General features: G+C 56.6%; 14 protein-coding genes. 5 read left to right on the forward strand and 9 right to left on the reverse strand.

The annotated features are described in order from the left end of the window. Positions 1–31 precede the first annotated feature (31 nt). On the forward strand, positions 32–886 hold the full coding sequence (locus RB_RS03420; RefSeq protein WP_231846173.1) for a carbon-nitrogen hydrolase family protein: 855 nt from the start codon (positions 32–34) through the stop codon (positions 884–886). Positions 887–1,319: 433 nt separating this feature from the next. On the opposite strand, the gene RB_RS03425 is transcribed toward RB_RS03420, so the two are convergent. Then, complete coding sequence (locus RB_RS03425) at positions 1,320–3,188, reverse strand: arylsulfatase (protein WP_011118507.1); 1,869 nt, start codon at positions 3,186–3,188, stop codon at positions 1,320–1,322. Positions 3,189–3,401: 213 nt separating this feature from the next. Here RB_RS03425 and RB_RS03430 point away from each other — a divergent pair, with 213 nt between their 5' ends. Continuing rightward, a complete protein-coding gene (locus RB_RS03430) occupies positions 3,402–4,466 on the forward strand; it encodes a transglutaminase-like domain-containing protein (RefSeq protein ID WP_011118508.1) in 1,065 nt (354 codons plus the stop codon). Between the two features lie 81 nt (positions 4,467–4,547). Further along, positions 4,548–5,405 (forward strand): dihydroorotate dehydrogenase electron transfer subunit, encoded by an 858-nt coding sequence (locus RB_RS03435; protein WP_011118509.1) that lies wholly within the window; start codon positions 4,548–4,550, stop codon positions 5,403–5,405. A 90-nt stretch (positions 5,406–5,495) separates the two neighbouring features. Here the strand turns inward: RB_RS03435 and RB_RS03440 are convergent, their stop codons facing one another. Both RB_RS03440 and RB_RS03445 read right to left on the reverse strand, forming a co-directional pair. Further along, positions 5,496–6,521 (reverse strand): helix-turn-helix transcriptional regulator, encoded by a 1,026-nt coding sequence (locus tag RB_RS03440; protein ID WP_007331323.1) that lies wholly within the window; start codon positions 6,519–6,521, stop codon positions 5,496–5,498. Positions 6,522–6,623: 102 nt separating this feature from the next. Beyond that, positions 6,624–7,379, reverse strand: coding sequence for a hypothetical protein (locus tag RB_RS03445; protein ID WP_164921449.1), 756 nt, complete (start codon positions 7,377–7,379; stop codon positions 6,624–6,626). 492 nt (positions 7,380–7,871) lie between these two features. On the opposite strand from RB_RS03445, the gene RB_RS03450 reads away from it, so the two are divergent. Further along, positions 7,872–8,333, forward strand: a complete 462-nt coding sequence (locus RB_RS03450; protein WP_007325393.1) for a ferritin-like domain-containing protein — start codon at positions 7,872–7,874, stop codon at positions 8,331–8,333. A 147-nt stretch (positions 8,334–8,480) separates the two neighbouring features. Here the strand turns inward: RB_RS03450 and RB_RS03455 are convergent, their stop codons facing one another. From RB_RS03455 to RB_RS03480, 6 genes are all read right to left on the reverse strand, one after another. Then, positions 8,481–9,491, reverse strand: coding sequence for a c-type cytochrome (locus RB_RS03455; RefSeq protein ID WP_011118515.1), 1,011 nt, complete (start codon positions 9,489–9,491; stop codon positions 8,481–8,483). Then, positions 9,482–10,504, reverse strand: coding sequence for a ribonuclease H family protein (locus tag RB_RS03460; RefSeq protein ID WP_011118516.1), 1,023 nt, complete (start codon positions 10,502–10,504; stop codon positions 9,482–9,484). The genes RB_RS03455 and RB_RS03460 overlap by 10 nt, the downstream gene beginning before the upstream one ends. A 2-nt stretch (positions 10,505–10,506) precedes the next feature. Then, on the reverse strand, positions 10,507–11,790 hold the full coding sequence (locus RB_RS03465; RefSeq protein ID WP_007338343.1) for an HD-GYP domain-containing protein: 1,284 nt from the start codon (positions 11,788–11,790) through the stop codon (positions 10,507–10,509). A gap of 99 nt (positions 11,791–11,889) precedes the next feature. After that, the gene (locus tag RB_RS03470; RefSeq protein ID WP_007338344.1) at positions 11,890–13,077 is read right to left on the reverse strand and encodes an AAA family ATPase; all 1,188 of its coding nucleotides are present in this window, start codon (positions 13,075–13,077) and stop codon (positions 11,890–11,892) included. A gap of 40 nt (positions 13,078–13,117) precedes the next feature. Continuing rightward, complete coding sequence (locus RB_RS03475) at positions 13,118–14,074, reverse strand: ATP-binding response regulator (protein ID WP_007325399.1); 957 nt, start codon at positions 14,072–14,074, stop codon at positions 13,118–13,120. 128 nt (positions 14,075–14,202) lie between these two features. Continuing rightward, positions 14,203–16,926: a COG1361 S-layer family protein gene (locus tag RB_RS03480; RefSeq protein WP_011118518.1), complete on the reverse strand. Its 2,724-nt coding sequence runs from the start codon at positions 16,924–16,926 to the stop codon at positions 14,203–14,205. A gap of 587 nt (positions 16,927–17,513) precedes the next feature. Here RB_RS03480 and RB_RS27705 point away from each other — a divergent pair. Next, positions 17,514–17,687 carry a hypothetical protein gene (locus RB_RS27705; RefSeq protein WP_007338348.1) on the forward strand — a complete coding sequence of 58 codons (174 nt, stop codon included), beginning with the start codon at positions 17,514–17,516 and terminating at the stop codon, positions 17,685–17,687. Positions 17,688–17,714: the final 27 nt, after the last annotated feature.

The raw sequence follows: 17,714 nt of genomic DNA on the forward strand, positions 1-17,714 counted from the left end.
ATCTTATCTCACTCGGATGGATTGTCCCGTTATGAACTCAGCTCGGCATTCAGTACTCGCGATCATTTTCTTGCTGTCTTGCATTGGGATGAGCTCGGTGGCTCATGCAGTCGACGCGGCAAAAGACAAAAAGGTATGCCGAGTGGCGATGGCTCAGATCTACTGCATTGATGGCGATCGCGAAGGCAACTTGCGGCGAATTGAGAATGCCGTCGAGGAAGCTTCGGCGAAAGGAGCCGAGATCGTCTGTTTGCCGGAAACTTGCTTGTATGGATGGGTCAATGCGAAGGCGCATGAGCTGGCTCACCCGATTCCAGGGAAAGACACAGACGCATTGTCTGAGATTGCGAAGAAGAATCGCGTTTTTCTGTCGGTGGGATTGTCCGAAAAGGAAGGCGATCAACTGTATGACTCAGTGGTATTGATCGACGATGAAGGGGAGTTGATTCTCAAGCACCGCAAGATGAACGTGCTGACTCACTTGATGAGTCCTCCGTACACTCGTGGTGACAGCGTCGAAATCGTCGAGACCAAGTTTGGTCGAGTCGGCATGCTGATTTGCGCCGACACGTTCCATGACGAGACGGTGCAGCGGATGGCTGGCGAGCAACCTGATCTATTGCTGGTTCCGTACGGTTGGGCAGCGAACGCGGGTGATTGGCCACAGCATGGTACCTCTCTTCGCGACACCATTGCCCGCGCGGCCAAAACGATTGGCTGTCCGATTGTTGGGACGAATGTGGTCGGCAGTATCAGCGGCGGACCATGGCAGGGAATGATCTACGGTGGTCAGAGCTACGCCGTCACTCCGGAAGCCAGAGTTTTAGCGCGGGGAGCTGACCGGGATCGGGAAATTTGTGTGGTGGATATACCGGTGAGAGAGTGAAAGGAAAGTGGCTCAGGGCCACAGGCCACAGACAGCGTTGTGGTAGTTTGGTAATCGATGAGTTTTTAGCCAACGTCTACATTTGCCTGCTGAATCGATTGATGTCGCCCCAACCCAATCCCTATTCAGTCGCTCCGGACGCTGGCGAGATCGTCGTCACGGAAGAGCCGCGAAGGTTCTGGGGCGGCCTTCTGCTTTTCGTTCGAGTGGGGGGATTGTCGGTCATTTGGATGGTAGTGCTCTTCTTTGCATCAGCTATCGCGATTGGTTCTTTGAGCGGCATTTACTTTTTCTTTCGCGCTTTTTTGGGCGACACTCCTGCAGAAATGAGTTCATCGATTGGGGGCGCATGGGTGGTCATACCCGAGGCAGTGGCACTTCTAGGGTTAGCCCTTGGGCTGCTAGGGAAATTGCCAGGGACCCGGCGGTGACGTCAATCTTCGACGCGTTGAACGTCGACGTAGTAAGCACCACAGATGGAATCTTGGTTGCCGTCGAGCATCCAGGTTTGCATCTCGATCGGGCCGGCGCTGAGTTGCGTTCGGAACGTGATCGCTTCGCCGGATGAATCCGTCGGGCTGGTTTGATCGAAGTCGCCGATCTTGAGTCGGCCAGACTTGATTGGCAGAGAGGCACCAGCGGGAAATGTTCCGTCCGTGACTTGCTTCATCGGAATGGCTTGGTCGAGTTTCAAGCCGGATTCTTTCGGCCAACGACGCAATGCAAATTCGTACGTTCCAGGTTGATCGACGATCAGATGCCACACGCCGTTCTTGCGAACACCTCGCCGAATTTGGACTTGTTGATCAACGAAAATATCCAGCCATTCGCAAGCTGTCAGCAGACTGGGGTTTTCTTGTTCGCTGCCGATCACAACGCGTTCCGGAGTCATCACATCGTCTTTGACGCCGTCCCACCAGGTCGCCAAATGGGCTCGCATTTTCGCGACAATTTCGGGGTGGTCTTGCGCGACGTTGTGGTCTTGGTGAGGATCCTGTTCAACGTTGTACAAACGCTTGTTCTCAAGCAGTCGCCATTTGTTCCACATCACCGCGGCCCCATTGCGTCTCGGGATGGCAGGGTTGCCTTTGGTGTAGGTGACTTTGAACTGTGGCATTCGGCTGTAGTTGATCACGAGCATGCGATCGGCAAGTGAATCCGTTTCGCCCAGAAGCCTTGGCGCGAGGCTGGTTCCATCCAGTGGACCGGGCAGGTGTTCATCACAATCCGCTAGGGCCGCGAGCGTTGGCAGGAGGTCTTGCACATGCGTCAGGTCATCGATCTTTTGAGCGGTGATTTGTTCGGGCCAGCGGATCAGGCAGGGAACGCGATGGCCACCTTCCCAGAGTTGTGTTTTCTTGCCACGCATTCCCGCATTGAAATAATGATCACCAAACGTGCTGCCGTTGTCGGTCAGGAAAACAACGATCGTGTTTTCTGAAAGCCCCGATTCATCCAGGTATTGAGTGAGCGTTCCAACGTTGTCATCGATGTTCAATCCCATCGCGAGGAAGCTGATCAGGTCTTCCAGATTGCTGGGAGTTGTGTCGAGTTGCCGTTTCAGTTCGGTCGTATCGCCGAGCATCGTGCGAACTCGGGCGCGATACTGATCCGGTACGAACCATGGCCAATGGGCTGAGTTCAACGGGATGAAAGCAAAGAAAGGTGAATCCGTTGGGCTGGTTTGCTTCGCCCACTCGATCGCTTCATCAAAGAAAACGTCGGTGCAGTAACCAGAATGAGCGACTCGCTTTCCATTGCGAATGTAGGTGTCATCGAAATAGTCGTTGTCCCAGAAATCAGGGACGCTATTGATGTGTGATGACGGGAACCAAAGTGTTTCGTCAAAACCACGGTCCTCCGGACGGAACGGATAGTTGTCTCCCAGGTGCCATTTTCCAAAGATGCCGGTTCGATAGCCTGCGTCTTGAAAAACATCCGCCATGGTCTTCAAGTCGTGTCGCAACAGCGTTCTGCCGCTGCTGACGTTGATCGCGGAGTTGCGAAATGCGTCCAGGCCAGACATCAATTGCCCGCGCGTTGGCGTGCACATCGGAGCAACATGGAAATCCGTGAGTTGAACACTCTCCGACGCCAGTCGATCCAGCGCCGGAGTTTGTATGTATGGGTTGCCATTGAACGAGAAGTCGCCGTATCCCTGGTCGTCAGTCATGACCAAGATCACGTTGGGCGAAGCAGCGCCGCTCGGGCGCGGTGTCGCGATGAACAAGGTGGTGATTGCAAACGCGATCGAGATCGTGCAAAGGAGAGTGTCGCGGCGGTTGGAATGGATCCAAGGCATGGTGCGGTGTGGGCTGAGGTAGGTGGGGATGGATCGCCAAGACGGCGGTGGGGCAAACAGTTTAGCAGGATGGCCGAACGAAGTTGTTCTCTGGTACGGCTGTGACGATCGTGCGGACCTGTAGCTAACCCGGGTGGGCGGTTGGTGAATTTGGGCGTCGCGACATGGTGGAAAACCTTTGGGATCAAGACGCGCGGGAGGTAGAATGTTGGCATGACTGAATCAAAGAAACAAATGACTCGTCGAACGTGTTTACGATCTCTCGTTGGCTCGGGAACCGGCGCGATCGTTACCGGATCGGTTCTGCCAGTTGGCCGCTTGTTTGGCCAAGAAGGTTTGTCCAGCCCGGATAGTGAAAACGCAGCTCAGGCTCCGTTGGATGGATCGTCCGTTGCAGCGACGCAACTCGATTTGACGGTGCCGCAGACGACACGCTGGCTTTTGGGGGTGAACATCGACACGCCGGTGACCATCACGTCGGGGCTGGCAACGTTCCCGGTGTTCATGGATTGGCCGGAGCAAACCGTGTCGATCACCGACCGGACGGTGGATGGTCGTATTGGCAACGTCGCCGTTCGCGAACTGGATGGAGCACGGCAGGTTGTCGTTACGATTCCGCGGTTGACGTCTGGAGGTTCGGTTCAAGTCGAATTGGAAATGGAGGTCGTTCGGAAGCCGATTGTGGCTCCCACCGAAACGAACGATCTGATCGTTCCGGCGCGTTTGCCTCGCGAGATGCGATCGTACATGGGGAACAGCCCGATGATCGATTCATCGCATCCTTCCATCCGGGCTTTGTCTCGTGAGTTGGCTGGCGATGCGCCGGAGAGTGATTGGAAAAAGGTGCGTCAGATTTACGATGTGGTCCGTGACAAAGTGCGATATCAAGAAGGCCCGATTCGAGACGCGTCGGATGCGCTCAAAACCGGCGTGGGCGATTGCGAAGACATGACCAGTTTATTTGTGGCGTTGTGTCGCAACGCTGGCATTCCAGCGCGGATGGTTTGGATTCCGGGGCACTGTTATCCGGAGTTCTATTTGGAGCCGAAGGATGCCAAGCCCGAACGCGGCGAATTGGCGGGGACTTGGTACCCATGTCAGGCCGCTGGGACCGAGCAATTCGGCGGGATGCTAGAGGCGCGTCCGGTTCTGCAGAAGGGGGATCGATTCCGCGTGCCAGAGCAGCGGACCCCGGTTCGATACGTCGCGGAGTTTTTTCGGTGCGATCGTCAAGGATCCAAGGCGCCGCGGGTGGAGTTTATTCGCAAGCCGGCATGAGGGCGTCCTAGAGGATCCAACGAACTGGCGGTACACTTCTCGAGCCGAATGAATCGTTTCGAGTCTTGACCCCTTGAGCACATGTCTAATTTGCACGCTGCCCATTACGCCGACGCGATGGTGCGTGTCGATGCACCGCTGATTCGCAATGAAGCCATCGCGGAGAACACTCATTTGCTTCGAGTGGCGGCACCGGAAATCGCACGGTCTTTCCGCCCCGGGCAGTTTGTCATGATCCGAATGACGGGCGTTAACGCACCGTTGATTGGGCGAGCTTTCGCGATCTATGACGTGCATGCGGGCGCCGATGGCCAGCCCGAATCGATCGATTTGATCTATCTCCGCAAAGGTGCGCTCACGGTTCCGTTGTCGGAGGCTCCCGTCGGGACGATGGTGACCGTTTGGGGGCCGCTCGGGAACGGGTTCGACGATCGACCTTGCGACCGATTGATCATGGCGGTTGGCGGAATCGGCCAAACCCCAATGCTCGCCGCGGGGCGCGATGCGACGCAGCGTGGTTGGGCAAAGAAAGTGGAGCTGATCTACGGAGCTCGCCGTGCGTCTTTGTTGGCGGGCGTCGACGATTTTCGATCGGCTGGATTTGAAGTGACGACCTGCACGGATGATGGATCCGAAGGTCGCGCCGCACGTGTGCCCGATGTGCTGGCTGATCGTTTGCAATCGCTTCAGAACGAAAGCCCCGGGACTCGCATTCGTGTGATCACTTGCGGACCAGAGATCATGATGGAAAAGTCGTCTGAGGTTTGCGAGCGTCTGGGGGTCGATTGCCAAGTGTCGATGGAGACACCGATGGCGTGCGGCATCGGGATCTGTTTCTCATGCGTTGCCAAGGTCAAGCAAGACGATGGCGAGTGGGATTACAAACGCACTTGCGTGGAAGGCCCGATCTTCGACGCCTGCAAGATCGTTTGGGACTGACTCGTTGGCCCGACGGACTTGGAAGTCCATCGTACGGTCGTTTCATCCAGGAAATTTGCTTGCCGCGTCTGCTCGGGTGAGCTTATGTGACTAGCCTTTGTAGGTTTGCGCGAGCTTTTGGATGACGTCGGCAACGGCCTCTCTGTATTCAGCCGGTTCCAGGACTTCCGCGTCGCTGCCCAGGGCAAGCACCTTCGGTAGCAATTCGCGAGGATGCGATGCGGGGACGGTCAGGATTGTATCGGAGGCTGGGTCGTCGACATCGATTGGTTCCAGTTTTTGTTCCGGGTGCCAAGGGTCTTCGCGAAGGTACGACGCGGATCGGTTGCCCAGTCGGATTTTGACCGGAGTGCTGCTGTCGCCCGAGAAGATGCCGATGCTCTTTCCCAGAAACTCATTCAGGTTAATCTTTGGGTCGGGTTTGAAGTAGTCGTCCAGGACGGTGGCCTGCGTGAATCGATCGAGCTTCCAATTGCGGAGTCGTTCGGATTCGTCGGTGACTTCGGGGGCCGCGGCGACCACGTAGATGCTGTTTTGGTGAACGGCTAAGCCATAGGGTTCGATCTGCCGCACGGATGCTTCGCGACCGATCGGTTTGTATTTGATCTCGACAACGCGATGTTCCAAGATGGCGCGGTTGATCGTCTTCAGCATTCCCGATTGTGCTTCGTACGTTTTACTGGGGGTGCCAGAAACGTAGAGAACTTTCCGGTATCGCTGGTAGTGTTCGTAGACGCCTTCGGGGATCGCTTCTTGGACCTTGTTCCAGAACGTCTCGATACCCTGCCAGTACTGGGTTCCCATCAACGGGTAAAGAAGTTCGCGACCGATTGAGAGCGCGATCAGTTCGGTTGCCGAGAACGCGATTTCGTGGACCGCGGTGTGGTTGCGACCGAGGCGATAGATGCGGCCGCGTTCCAGGACCTCGTTTTGAATGTCGTAGCCCGCCCCTTGCAGTGCCTCAACGTCGCGGCGGACCGTGCGGGTGTGCAGCGTCGACAGCCCCAGGTCCAGGATCAGGTCACCACGCAGTTCGTCCAGGGTTCGACCAAAGCGAGAGTCTTCGAGGAGTTGCAGGAGTTTGTGTTGGCGAATCAGTTGTTCGTTGCGTGCCACGTCGAAGATGCCTGGGGTCAGGTGGTCGGGAGCAAGGTGCGATTGCGCGAGGCGGATCGGTTGTGTTCCGGAATGACGTCGTGATCCGGATCAGGTTCGCGACTACTTCTGAGATTTCCGGCCAGGCTTGGGAGTCGATTTGGTCGGCTTCGATGGCACGCGAATTCGCTGCATGGAGATCTCGCCGGTGGCGGTTTTCTCAACTTGGATTTGAGGTCCGGGGCGACGTCCGCGGCGAGGGCCAGCTTCCAGCGGGGTGAAGCGTTTGTTGATCGGCTGCAGCAGTTTGGTCAGGCAGTAGCTGTTGATGCTCAGGCCCAGTTCGGCGGCTTCTTTGACCGCGGTCGAGTGCATCGAGCGGGGCAGGCGAACGGTGATCATTCGTTCGGGTTCGTGCAGGCTAGTCTTCGAGCTGTCTTGGCTGCGAAGCGAAGTCATGATCTCGAGCAGTTCAGCGAACTCGGGACTGGATTCGAAGTGTCGGCGTTGGGGAGCTTCGGGGAACAGTTTCCAAACGACTCCGTCACAGCCCATGATCTCACGGTAGAAGACGACCCAGCTTCCGGTTTGAGCGAAGACCTCGGCGGCCAGTTTGAGGACCATTTCTGGACGGTCTTCGTAGGGCATGTCCGGATCGAACGGCGACAATTTAATGGGGCTGGTCGAAGCGGGGGCCGATGGGGCTTTGGTATTGCTCGATGAGTCCTTCGAACCGGAGGGCCGAGCCAAGTCGCTGGCGTAAACGGCTGGGGGAGCATCGCTCGCGTCGGTTTGCTCCACTGAGTTTTCGTTCATCCGTGACGAAGAGACTTGTCGGGAGTCAGTGGAATCGGTTCGGTGCGAAGGCGATGACGTCATGTCGTGAGTGAGTTGGGCTGAGGGTGCACGGGTCGTTTGGGACGTGGTGCTATCCTCGAGGCCGATCAAACGTGCCTTTGGAACCTTTGCTAGCAATGGGACTTACGTCGCTGCCCAGGGGCTGCGTGTTTTTTGAGCAAGCCCTGATGTGGCGGGGGTCGGCGAGGCTGCCTGTTTTTTGTGCGTGCTGAAAGTGGCTGAATTGGAAGTGTCCATCTCGATCGCTCTCCCAGAATTTGCCAAACAATTTTGTTTGCGATCGAATGGCAGCGTTCTGTTTTGGGCAAGTCGGCGGACGATCCCGCGAGTCATCCGGCTGTGTTAAGTGGTGGTGGTAGAGCGGTAGCTGGGTGAGGAATTCGGAGAGTGTTTGAGGTCAGCAGGGCGTCTCGGGGTGTGCGGTGTGAAAGAATTTTGGGAAGCTTTGGTTGAGATACCGAATCGGATTTTTCGGTCCAACCAATCCCACACCGATCACCCAAAGGAAATGCGATGGCCAGCGAAGCACTGATCAATCAGCTCAATGAAATTCTCAAGCACGAATGGACTGGGGTCGCTCAGTACTCCCAGGCTTCGTTCATCATCGAAGGCGTTTGGCGAGAAGTTTACGCCGACAAGTTTTTGGGCGACGCGAAGGAATCCTTCGGCCACGCTCAACTGGTCGGTGAGAAGATCTCGGCCCTCGGCGGGGTTCCTGTTGCCACTCGCAACGAGATCAAACAGAGCAAGAACCTGGTCGAAGTTCTCGAATTCAGCCGTGACTTCGAAGCCAAGGCCGTCGAGATGTACACCCAAGCGATCGAATTGGCCGAGCCGCAACGCAGCTTGGTCGTCTTCCTGGAAGATATCCTGAAGGAAGAGCAGGAAGGCGTCGACGAGTACACAAAGTTGCTGCGTGACACGCCTGCGTCGCACGCGTCGATGAGCGGTGAACCCGTTCGCAAATCGGGCTGAGTTCTCTCCGCTCTGGACGGCCGAAACTGAACTTGGCCGCAATCGAAATCGAGCCACGGCAATCCAATTTTGGGTTGCCGTTTTTTCTGCGCTTTCAGTGCTGGATGACTGCCATCGCTCCAGTGGCGGTTCATCGTCGCTTCGTCGTCAATGTTCGTGGCTGGAGTCGGCTGGGGCGAGCCGTCCGCCATCGCTGCGAAGGTACACGACCAGCTCCGCCACTTGGGTTGGCGTCAATGAATTCAGCAGACCGACCGGCATCGGCGAGATGGGCGACGGTTGTCGTTGTTCGATGTCTTTGAGCTCGATGGAAAGAACCGCGTCAGGATTGGAGAGGTCCGTCTGAATTTGGACGCTCGAACGATCTGTCGATGCGAGGTTGTTGGCAATCACTCGTCCGGTGATGACTCGGCCATCGGTCAGCAGGAATTTTTCGAACCGTCCGGTGTCGTGAAGATCGAGCGAAGGTTGGAGAATGTGGCGAATGAGTTCGGTATTGGAGTAGCACATTCCAATGCCTCGAAGATCGGGGCCGGAGGCTCGACCGTACCCGGCAACTTGATGGCACGCGTCGCATCGCGCGATCATGAATGCTTCTCGACCGGATGCGATCACGGTGGAGGATGGCGTAGGGATTTTGATCTTTGCCAACGAAGCCACCGAGTGCTGTCGCGTCGCCTTTTGTTGGAGGCTCTTGGCAGCGTCTGCGACGCGGAACGGATCGGACGATTTCCAGAATGGTCGAAGCGACGGAACATCAATCGCGTCCAGTATTCTTCCAGCTTCCGATGGCGTGTGATCGCCCCGCAACACTTCGGCAACCGCACCGAATGATTCGAGGTCGCCGATCGTTGCTGCAGCTTCGATCGATGCGATCACAACATCGAAGGCTGAGTCATTGGCGCTGCGTCGAAGCAACTGCATCGCACCGGGGACCAAGTTCGGATGTTTCGCGTGGCATTGACTAAGGTCGAGTACAGCTTGTCGCCGCACCGATACGTCGGGAGACTCGAGCGATTGAAGAATCAGGTCCGGACGAAGAAGCTTTGGGCGATTGGATTTTGTCGTTGAGGTTCGTCGCGGTTCATCGCACCACGATTGATGGATGCCGCCGAGAAGGACGAAAAGCATCGCGGCGGTGAATTGAATCAGCGGCATCGAATCAAATCGGACGTCGCAATGGATTGCGAGTTCAGTGTCGCGGTGGCCGCAGCGAGAAACCGGTCGGCGTCGACGGGGTAGCCCGCGGTGGGTTGGTAGGGTTCTGGGCCGAGCCATCGGTCTTCGAAGTGATGATTGAAAAACGCCATTGCAATCTCGCGAAGGCATTTGGCGTGAAGCGATGACATGGCGACGGGAACGAACGAATCACCTTTGATAGTGAAATGCATTCTCAGTTGGTGGGTCGCCGTCTCAACATCGTAAACGCTGCAGCGGCTCGTTTCATCCACCACGCGAACAATCGCGTCCGGGAAGATCGCCGCGATGACTCCGGCGTAGTAACGTCGGCCGCCGTGCCGGTCGAAAAAGATCTGCCCGTGGTTGTGGGATTCTAGCGTTTGAGAATTCAGCATCGACGCGACTAACCCGAGGCTGGTTTCACCGAGCAGGTCGCTCTTGTTGGCAGAAGTTCCCGAAGCATTTGGTTCGCAGAACGCATTGAAAGCTTTCGCCGTGACCATGCGGGCCCGAGCGTCGGTGACTTGCCAGTCGGGGACCGCCCACGCCTGAGTGGCGCGTGCGATGGATTCTTCTGGTAACCACTCGTCGGGGAGTTCGCTCAGCCATCGTCCCGGCTTCAGCATATCGGCTAGCCATGGAATTGATTCCACGCAATGAAGATCGTCTGGGATCAATGTCGGCAAGCGTTTTTGCCAGTTTGATTCCGGTCGGCCCATCGAATGGTGGGCAAACGAGATTGCTCGATGCAGATTGCCCAGCGGGGAGGTGTCGCCGCGCCGCTGAGTGCGACTTTGAAAGACGCGTTTGGAGTCATCGACTCGGATGCGTTGGCCGTCGATGGAGACGGGCGTCTTCATCACATCCCACATCTCGGCGATCGTGTCATTCCATTGAGACGATTTAGCTGGGCCTTCCCAAAGCGTTGCGGCGATCACCAGCGGTCCGAGTTTCGGGCCATAGCCGGCTTCATCAACCGCGATCAAGAACATACTTAGGGATCAGTTTCCGGCGGAGCTTGGTAGTTTTCAGCGAAGCGAATCATCAACTCTTCGTTGCTAAGCAGGGCGTCGACAACATCGGATGCCCATTGCTTCCCGCGACCTTCGCGGAAAATCTTGCGGACTTTATCAAGTGGCATGCCGCGGCGATACGGGCGGTCACTGACCATGGCGTCGAACGAGTCCGCGACGGCAAGGATTTGTGCGGCACGTGGGATGTTGTCGCCCGACAATCCATCCGGGTACCCACGGCCATCCCACGATTCGTGGTGATGGCGAACGGCAGGCAAGATGTGTCGGAAGGGGCGGATGCCTTTGAGAATTTCGTATCCCAGCACCGGGTGTCGTTTGATTTGGTCAAACTCTTCGTCCGTCAATGCACCCGGTTTCTTCAGCACTGAATCATCGATGCCAATCTTGCCGATGTCGTGAAGAATGCCAGCCAGTTGCAATGAGTCGGAGTCTTGTTGCGTCATTCCAAGTCGGCGCGAAAGTGCGACGGCCAGATCCGCAACACGAGAGCTGTGACCGCACGTATAGGCGTCTTTTGCATCCAGCGCCGAGGCGAGGGATCGCACCATGCCTTCCAACATCGATTGCATTTCGATGTACTGACGTTGGTTGACCAAGTGCATGGACAACATCATCAGAACGGATCGCACCAAGTCGATGTCGACGGTGGTGAATTCTGGCTGATCGAGCGTGCGGATCGATATCATCCGGCCCAAATGAGTTCCGCCACGGTGGATTGGCAGAATCATCAAGCGATGATTGTTAAGTCTCGGTTCGTCGCTCTGGTTGACGATTGTGATGTCGCGAACGATGCCATCCGTTTTCGCGGCGTGTCGCCAAGAGGCGGCGATCATCGAATCCAATTCTTGTGAGCTGATCGGTTGACCGACGATCAAGCGATCGGGTTCATCGGCGACGCATTCCGCATCGGCAGGGCATAGTTCAACGATGGCCGTTTTCCAAGGAACGCAGACCGAAAGCTGATTGAGCATGTCGATGCAAATGTCATCCGCATCGCTTTCCAGTTCCAGGTTGGCCGTCAGATCGTGAATCAGTCGGATCTCTTCGAACTTGTCCGACAGAGAAATCGAAAGCTGTTCGATATCGTTGACAAGGGTTTTATTGACGCGTTCCATCGCATCTTCCGTCGCGGTGCCAACGCGAGCCGCTTCGGCTGCGGCACGTTCGGCGACACACACGCCAGCCAATACACTGGCGTGCAGCGGATCGATGTCGGTGTTCGATGTGGTTGATGTAACGGTCATGCAAAACCGTACCACTTCGATGACACTTGGTCGTCAATCAATCGAAATACGATGCGGTGGATGTCTGTTCCCCCCGTTCAATTGCTCCGCCTGTAGCAATTAGTCGCTCGAGTCGATGTCTCTTGCGATGTTCTGACGCTCATTCTTAAGCGCTTCGCTGACTCTTTGCAGCAGTTCTCGCTCATCTTGCGATAGGGACTCGACTCCGTCCTGATGCAACCGCTGCAATATTTCATCGACGCGTGACGCATCATCGGCTTCGCGATGTTCGCGTTCCATCGTTTCACGCAGCCTCTGTTGCTTGGCGACATCTTCCCGGCGGGCTTGGTATCGACGCCACGTGGCAACCGGGCCGAACCGTCCACGAAATCGGCCGATTGGATTCTGCTCGCCGACTTCGATGTATTCCGCACGGCGAACAATTGATTCGTAGATCGCGGTTAAATCGGGTGATCCAGCCGAGGTGAACAACCAAAGCGACAAAGCCACGACGCCGGCGACGGCCGGCCAAGCCAATCCGCCCGCTTGCGATGTCACTCCACTGGTGCTGAGCAGCAAGTTGCCGGTGACCAAAGTCAGCAAAGCCATCGCGATGATCCACGCCCGCAGTGATCGCAGACAAACGCGGGGATCGTGGTTTGGCCCGCCACCAAACAATGCGAAAACCAGTGCCCAGCCGACTCGGCCAAGCGATTGGGGCAAAGGCAGCAAATTCCAAATGCCTTGCAGACACCACAACCAAGCGACCGCCGCCCATGGATCATCCAGCCAAACGATCGGGCCTCCTCGGATCGGTGCATCAATCGTGATCAAGGAAACGCCAATCAGGGCGAGTGATCCAAGTCCAAGTGCGAGCATGCAGAGCGACCAGATCATCAGGACGCCGGCAACCGAGATTCCGTGGGGTCGCTGAGTCGGAGCGGTCCAGACGCCTCCGATTGAAACGATACAACCGCCGCGATGCACACCCGCGTTTCGTTGATGCCAAACCGCGATGGTTGTTTGAATCAGCAAACCCAACAACCAGAAGCCGATCAACCATGCCATCCAGTGGGCGTGTGATTGCCAATCGGCCGATGCGGTGGTGTCGGTCAAATGAGCCGAGACACCAAATGCGATGGCGGCAAACAAACCGAGCGGCAATGACATCGCCACGGAGATTTCGACGCCGGCGATTCGAAGAACGGGCCACCGGATGGACCGACCAAAGCACATCGATTGCTCGATGGCTTCTTGCTTGCGCAGCATTGCCGCGGAAGATCGATCGCCGGGGTGGACCGGAGTCATGGCAGATACAAAGCGAACTGGGATGTGGAACGATGGACGATCACGACGCGGAACTGTCGGATCGCTTGCGTTTGATCATCGTCAGTTCGTTGCCAATCTCATTGTGATGGATTTCGTCCATGAACGCACTGATCAACAGAAGTCCTCGTCCACCGATCGATTCCAAATTGGCGGGATCAGTTGGATCAGGCAGCGCCGAGACATCGTAGCCGGGACCTTGGTCACGAATGACAAAAACAGCTTGGCTGCGGGTGGCGGTCAGCGTCACGTAAGTACGACGTTCGGCGTAAGGTGACAGTTCGCGATGTCGGCGAATCTTTTCTAGATAGGCTTCGCCGTCATCGACCTCACGCAGAGCCGATTCGACTTCCAGGTTCCCGTGGATCATCGCGTTCAGGATGGCTTCGTCGAGCGCCATCGCGATTTGAGTCCACGTCATTTCGTCGAACAGATGCAGCTGTTCCAGTTCTTGTTCCAATCTGGCGATCACCGCGGGAACGAGTTGCTCGTGACTGGGCAGAACCAGTTCCAGCTTGATTCGCGAAACGCACTGATCGATGTCGGTCGCTTGGGACGCTGAGCGGCTGACTTTGAGGACTTGCTCAACGGTATCGACCAAACCTTCTTCGGCTAAATGCAGCGGGATATAGGTCGCGGCTCCTCGCATCAGTGCTTCACCAGCGACTGGTTCGGCACCCTCTCGTGTGATCAAGATGATTGGAACTCGCGGGGCCGCTGCTCGCAATTTTTCGACCCAACGAATCGCGGCGGTGCCTGCGTCGCTGGACGGGGAACTGGCATCGCTCGAACCGGAGGAAAGTGTTTTGCACTTTGGCAGCTCGGTGATGATCAAGTCGAAGGACGCGACTTCCAGTTCCTTCAAAGACTGATCACAGCTCTTCACCGCGATGACTTCGCGAGAATCGTCATCCAGAATGCGCACTAATTTATCGCGTGCATCAGCATCGGATTCGACAATCAGGACGCGATCACTCACGGGCGATCCTCCGCGGCAAACAAACAGTCAGTGGACGGATGCCAATCACCCGTCGATAGATACTGTAGGTCGCCGTCTCGGGTGATGAAACCACCCGAGATAGGAGGCATGTGGTTGACCCGTGGTTCTTAGCGGTCCGCGTAAACCATGGTTGACTCTTCTTTGGTCACCGGTTTGGGCGACTGATCGCTGGTCACGATGGCTTTCACCAGGTGCGTGTCGGCGGCGTCTCCGCGAACACGAATGCGATAGGTCAGTTCCGATCCGGCGGGAAGTTCTTTTTCAGGTGCGAAGACCATTCCGCCTTGGCCGTCCGGGCGGACTTCCGCGTCGGCTCCCAAAACTTCCATGCCTCGCGGCACGATCAGGCGAACTTGGACGTTGGAGTCGTTTCGCGAACCGGTGTTTTGGACACGGATCTCGTAGGTCGTTTCGGCACCTTGTTCGATTGGATCGGCCAAGTCCGAAATGCTGAAGCTGAGTTCCGCTTGTGATTCCACTCGGACCGTGCTTTCGCTGGTTGCGCGAGTGTTGAGATCGGCGGCGGCTTCCAACTGGATCGCTTGCTCGCCTTCTTCAACCGGCAGCAACGTCAACGGCACCTTGGCGGGTTTGCCCGGTGGCAAGGACGCGACCGACCAAAGAACGGCGTGACGGTTGGGATCGTAGTAACCAGCGTTCTCGGTCCCGACGAATGTGAATCCGCGGTCGAGGCGAGCGATGATTTCAACGTTGGTCGCTGGTGCGGTGCCGCGGTTGATCAATTCAACTTCGTAAGTGGCTTGTCGTTCTAAGAAACGCAATCCAGGTCCAGTCAAGCGAATGTCGATCGCCGGAGCGACAACTTCGACCTCGACGGTGTGGCTGGTTGGTTCGGCGTCGTCGGAGACCAATTCAACGGTGTTACGAATGACGCCCGGTTCAACGGCTCGCATTCGCAACACTTCGCGACGGACTTCACCGGGGCGAAGCGTGTTCAAGAACGAATCCAGTTCGCGGCCACCGGGGTGGTCCATGCCTTCAGGAACATCTTCCCGAAGGACGACGTTTGTTGCGGCACCCGAACCGACGTTGGACACTTCGAGTTCAATTTCGAGTTGTTGACCGATCAGAACCTTTGCAGGTGCGTGCTGGGTGACTTTCAGTTCGGGGCGTGTGCTGCGAGTTCGCACTGAGGCGGCTGCTTCAAACGTTACGCGAGCGATGCTGCCGAGTTCGCCTTCTTCGACGGGTGTCAGGTTCATCGTGATGATGCGTTGTTCGCCAGCGGGCAAGGCACCCAGTTCCCACATCAAGGCGTCGCCTTGCATGACAGGGTTGCCCGATGCATCGTTGAAACGCATCCCAGCAGGAATGGTGTCGTGCACACGGACGCCCAAGGCTTCGGCGGTTCCGACATTCTGAACGTTGAGCTTGAACGTGGCGGGTTGGCCGACTTTGACTTCCGGTGGTGCTTCTTTGTGAATGACGATGCTTGGTGTTTGCATGCCTTCCAAACGACGTTCACCCGGCATCGCATAAGCGGCTGCTTGCGCCGCGGTCGGTGCGTTGCTGGCGTAATTGTTGCCGGCGGCAGGAGCACCGTAGCCTGGCGCGGGAAGTCCACGTTGGCTGGCGAAACGAGTCGAAGCAGCGGGAGCTGGTTCTTCGTAACCAGGGTTGCTGTTGGCGAAGTTGTCGTTGGACGCGTTGCCGCCATAGGCTGATGGTTCAGGCGAACCAAATTGGTTGCCGCCGCCAAATTGGTCGGGGGTGGCAAACTGGTCGGAATTGGCAAACTGGTTAGGAGCACCATAGGGAGCAGCGGCCGGTGCGGAACGCAGGTCGTTGTTGAAGCTTGCATCGCCGCCGGAACGCATGCTGTTCGCATTCGCTGGTTCGGGTTGGCCGTAGGGTGACGATTGACTGTTTTGGCTTGGTTTCTCGTAAGCCATGTCGTTTGGTATCGCGCCGAACGATGCGTCGGCAGGTTGTGCGAACGAAGCGCCCGGTTGCTGTGGAGCCGGCAGGTTTGGCAGCGAGTCGTTCGCCATTTGTACAGGTTCAGGCATCCGCATGGGTTGACCCATGTCGCTCATGGCGGGACCGTCGTTCATTCGCATGTCGTTGACTGGAATGTCAGAGGGGCCTTCGTTGCCCATGGCTGGATCGGCTGCGGGCATGCCACCGAACGACATCGCTGACATGTCCATGGCTGGGCCAGCATCTTGTTGGGGATTCGATGTCGTGGCGACCTCGGGTTGAGGCGGCATTGTCATCGACATGTTCATGTCGGGCATATCAAATCCGCCGGGCATCGACAGATCGGCTTCCGGCATGGAGTTGGCTGGTGCATCGGCAGGAGGCATGTCCATCGCGGGCATCTCCATCGCCATCACGGGCAATGCCATGTTTGGACCGGAGTTGGTTGGTCCAGCATCTTGTGCGGTTGTTTGTGGTGCCGGTTGAGTAGCGGGTTCCGGAATCGTCATTGGCGTAGGGCCGTCGAACGATTCATTGTGGCTCGCCATTTCGACTGGCTGAGACACGTAGGTTTCGTCTGAGTAGGCCGCTTGTTGAATCGCACCTGGATCAGACGAATCGTCAAAGGCCGCGAGGAAGTTTTGAGGGCCGGTCTCTTCGGTGCCTGGCATCGAGATCGGTGCTGGCATTTCGGATTGCCAACGAGGAGCGTCCAGGGCTGGCACGTTTTGATCGGCCAGGTCTGTGTCGCTGGGAAGCTCGCTGCGTTGAGCTTGCGCGGCAGCAAAAGCTCCGAGAAGAATCGTCGCGACTCCGCCGGTTAGCCGGTAGCCAATTCGTTTGCCAAAAATTTCCATCGTTCGCATTCCTTTGCGTGTCTTTCGCTTCATCCTGGCGAAAGTCTGGTTCCAGGCATGTCGGGGTATCAAATCACGCTGTCATGAAACAAGCCCAGAAAACGAGCTGGTCACCGGATTCCTCAACTCGTCATCTCTGGACTTCGCATCACTGGTCGTTTGGAGCCCACATCTTTGGATCATCTGCCATCGAAATCTGCTCCGGGGCGGACCCCGGGCGAGCGTCACACGCCACTTGTTATCTGATCATTTCAAGTCGCCGTGCGACATCCGAGCGGTCGGTCGACTCTCTTCTAAATCGGCGAGCAAGTGTTCAGTTGAGGGCAAACAGGCAGTCTTAAGAGATGTTGCCAAGGTGGGGTGCCGGTGTTCTTCCCTGCGGGGGCACGCAAGCTCGTTTGTCGCATTTCGTTGCGTCGAGTGATCGGTTTGCGTCGCGACGTCTAAATATTTCAGCGTGAAAATTGAAATGAATGTTGTCAAAAGCCGATTTGACATCAGATTACGGGCAATTCTTGTTGTCGACTTCCCGTCCATAGATTTAGTTTGACGGGGGTTGGTGGATCCTTATGAGGTTCCAGGTTCGCAATTTTCCCGTTTTTGGTTTGAGGAGTTTTTAGATGTCGAAGAAATTTGTGGCTGTTGGTGCTTTGATATTTTGTCTCGGTGGATTCGTCGGTTGTGGACCCAACAACGACGTCACTGTCTCGGAAGTCGACGACAGCGTTGTTCACACGGAAGAACAGATGGCGGAAATGGAAGCCTCCAACGCCGCTGACATGATGAGCAAGTGACTCATCGCGATTGGCCGCGGATTGGCC

It is taken from the genome of Rhodopirellula baltica SH 1, assembly GCF_000196115.1.
In the GTDB taxonomy this organism is placed as follows: domain Bacteria; phylum Planctomycetota; class Planctomycetia; order Pirellulales; family Pirellulaceae; genus Rhodopirellula; species Rhodopirellula baltica.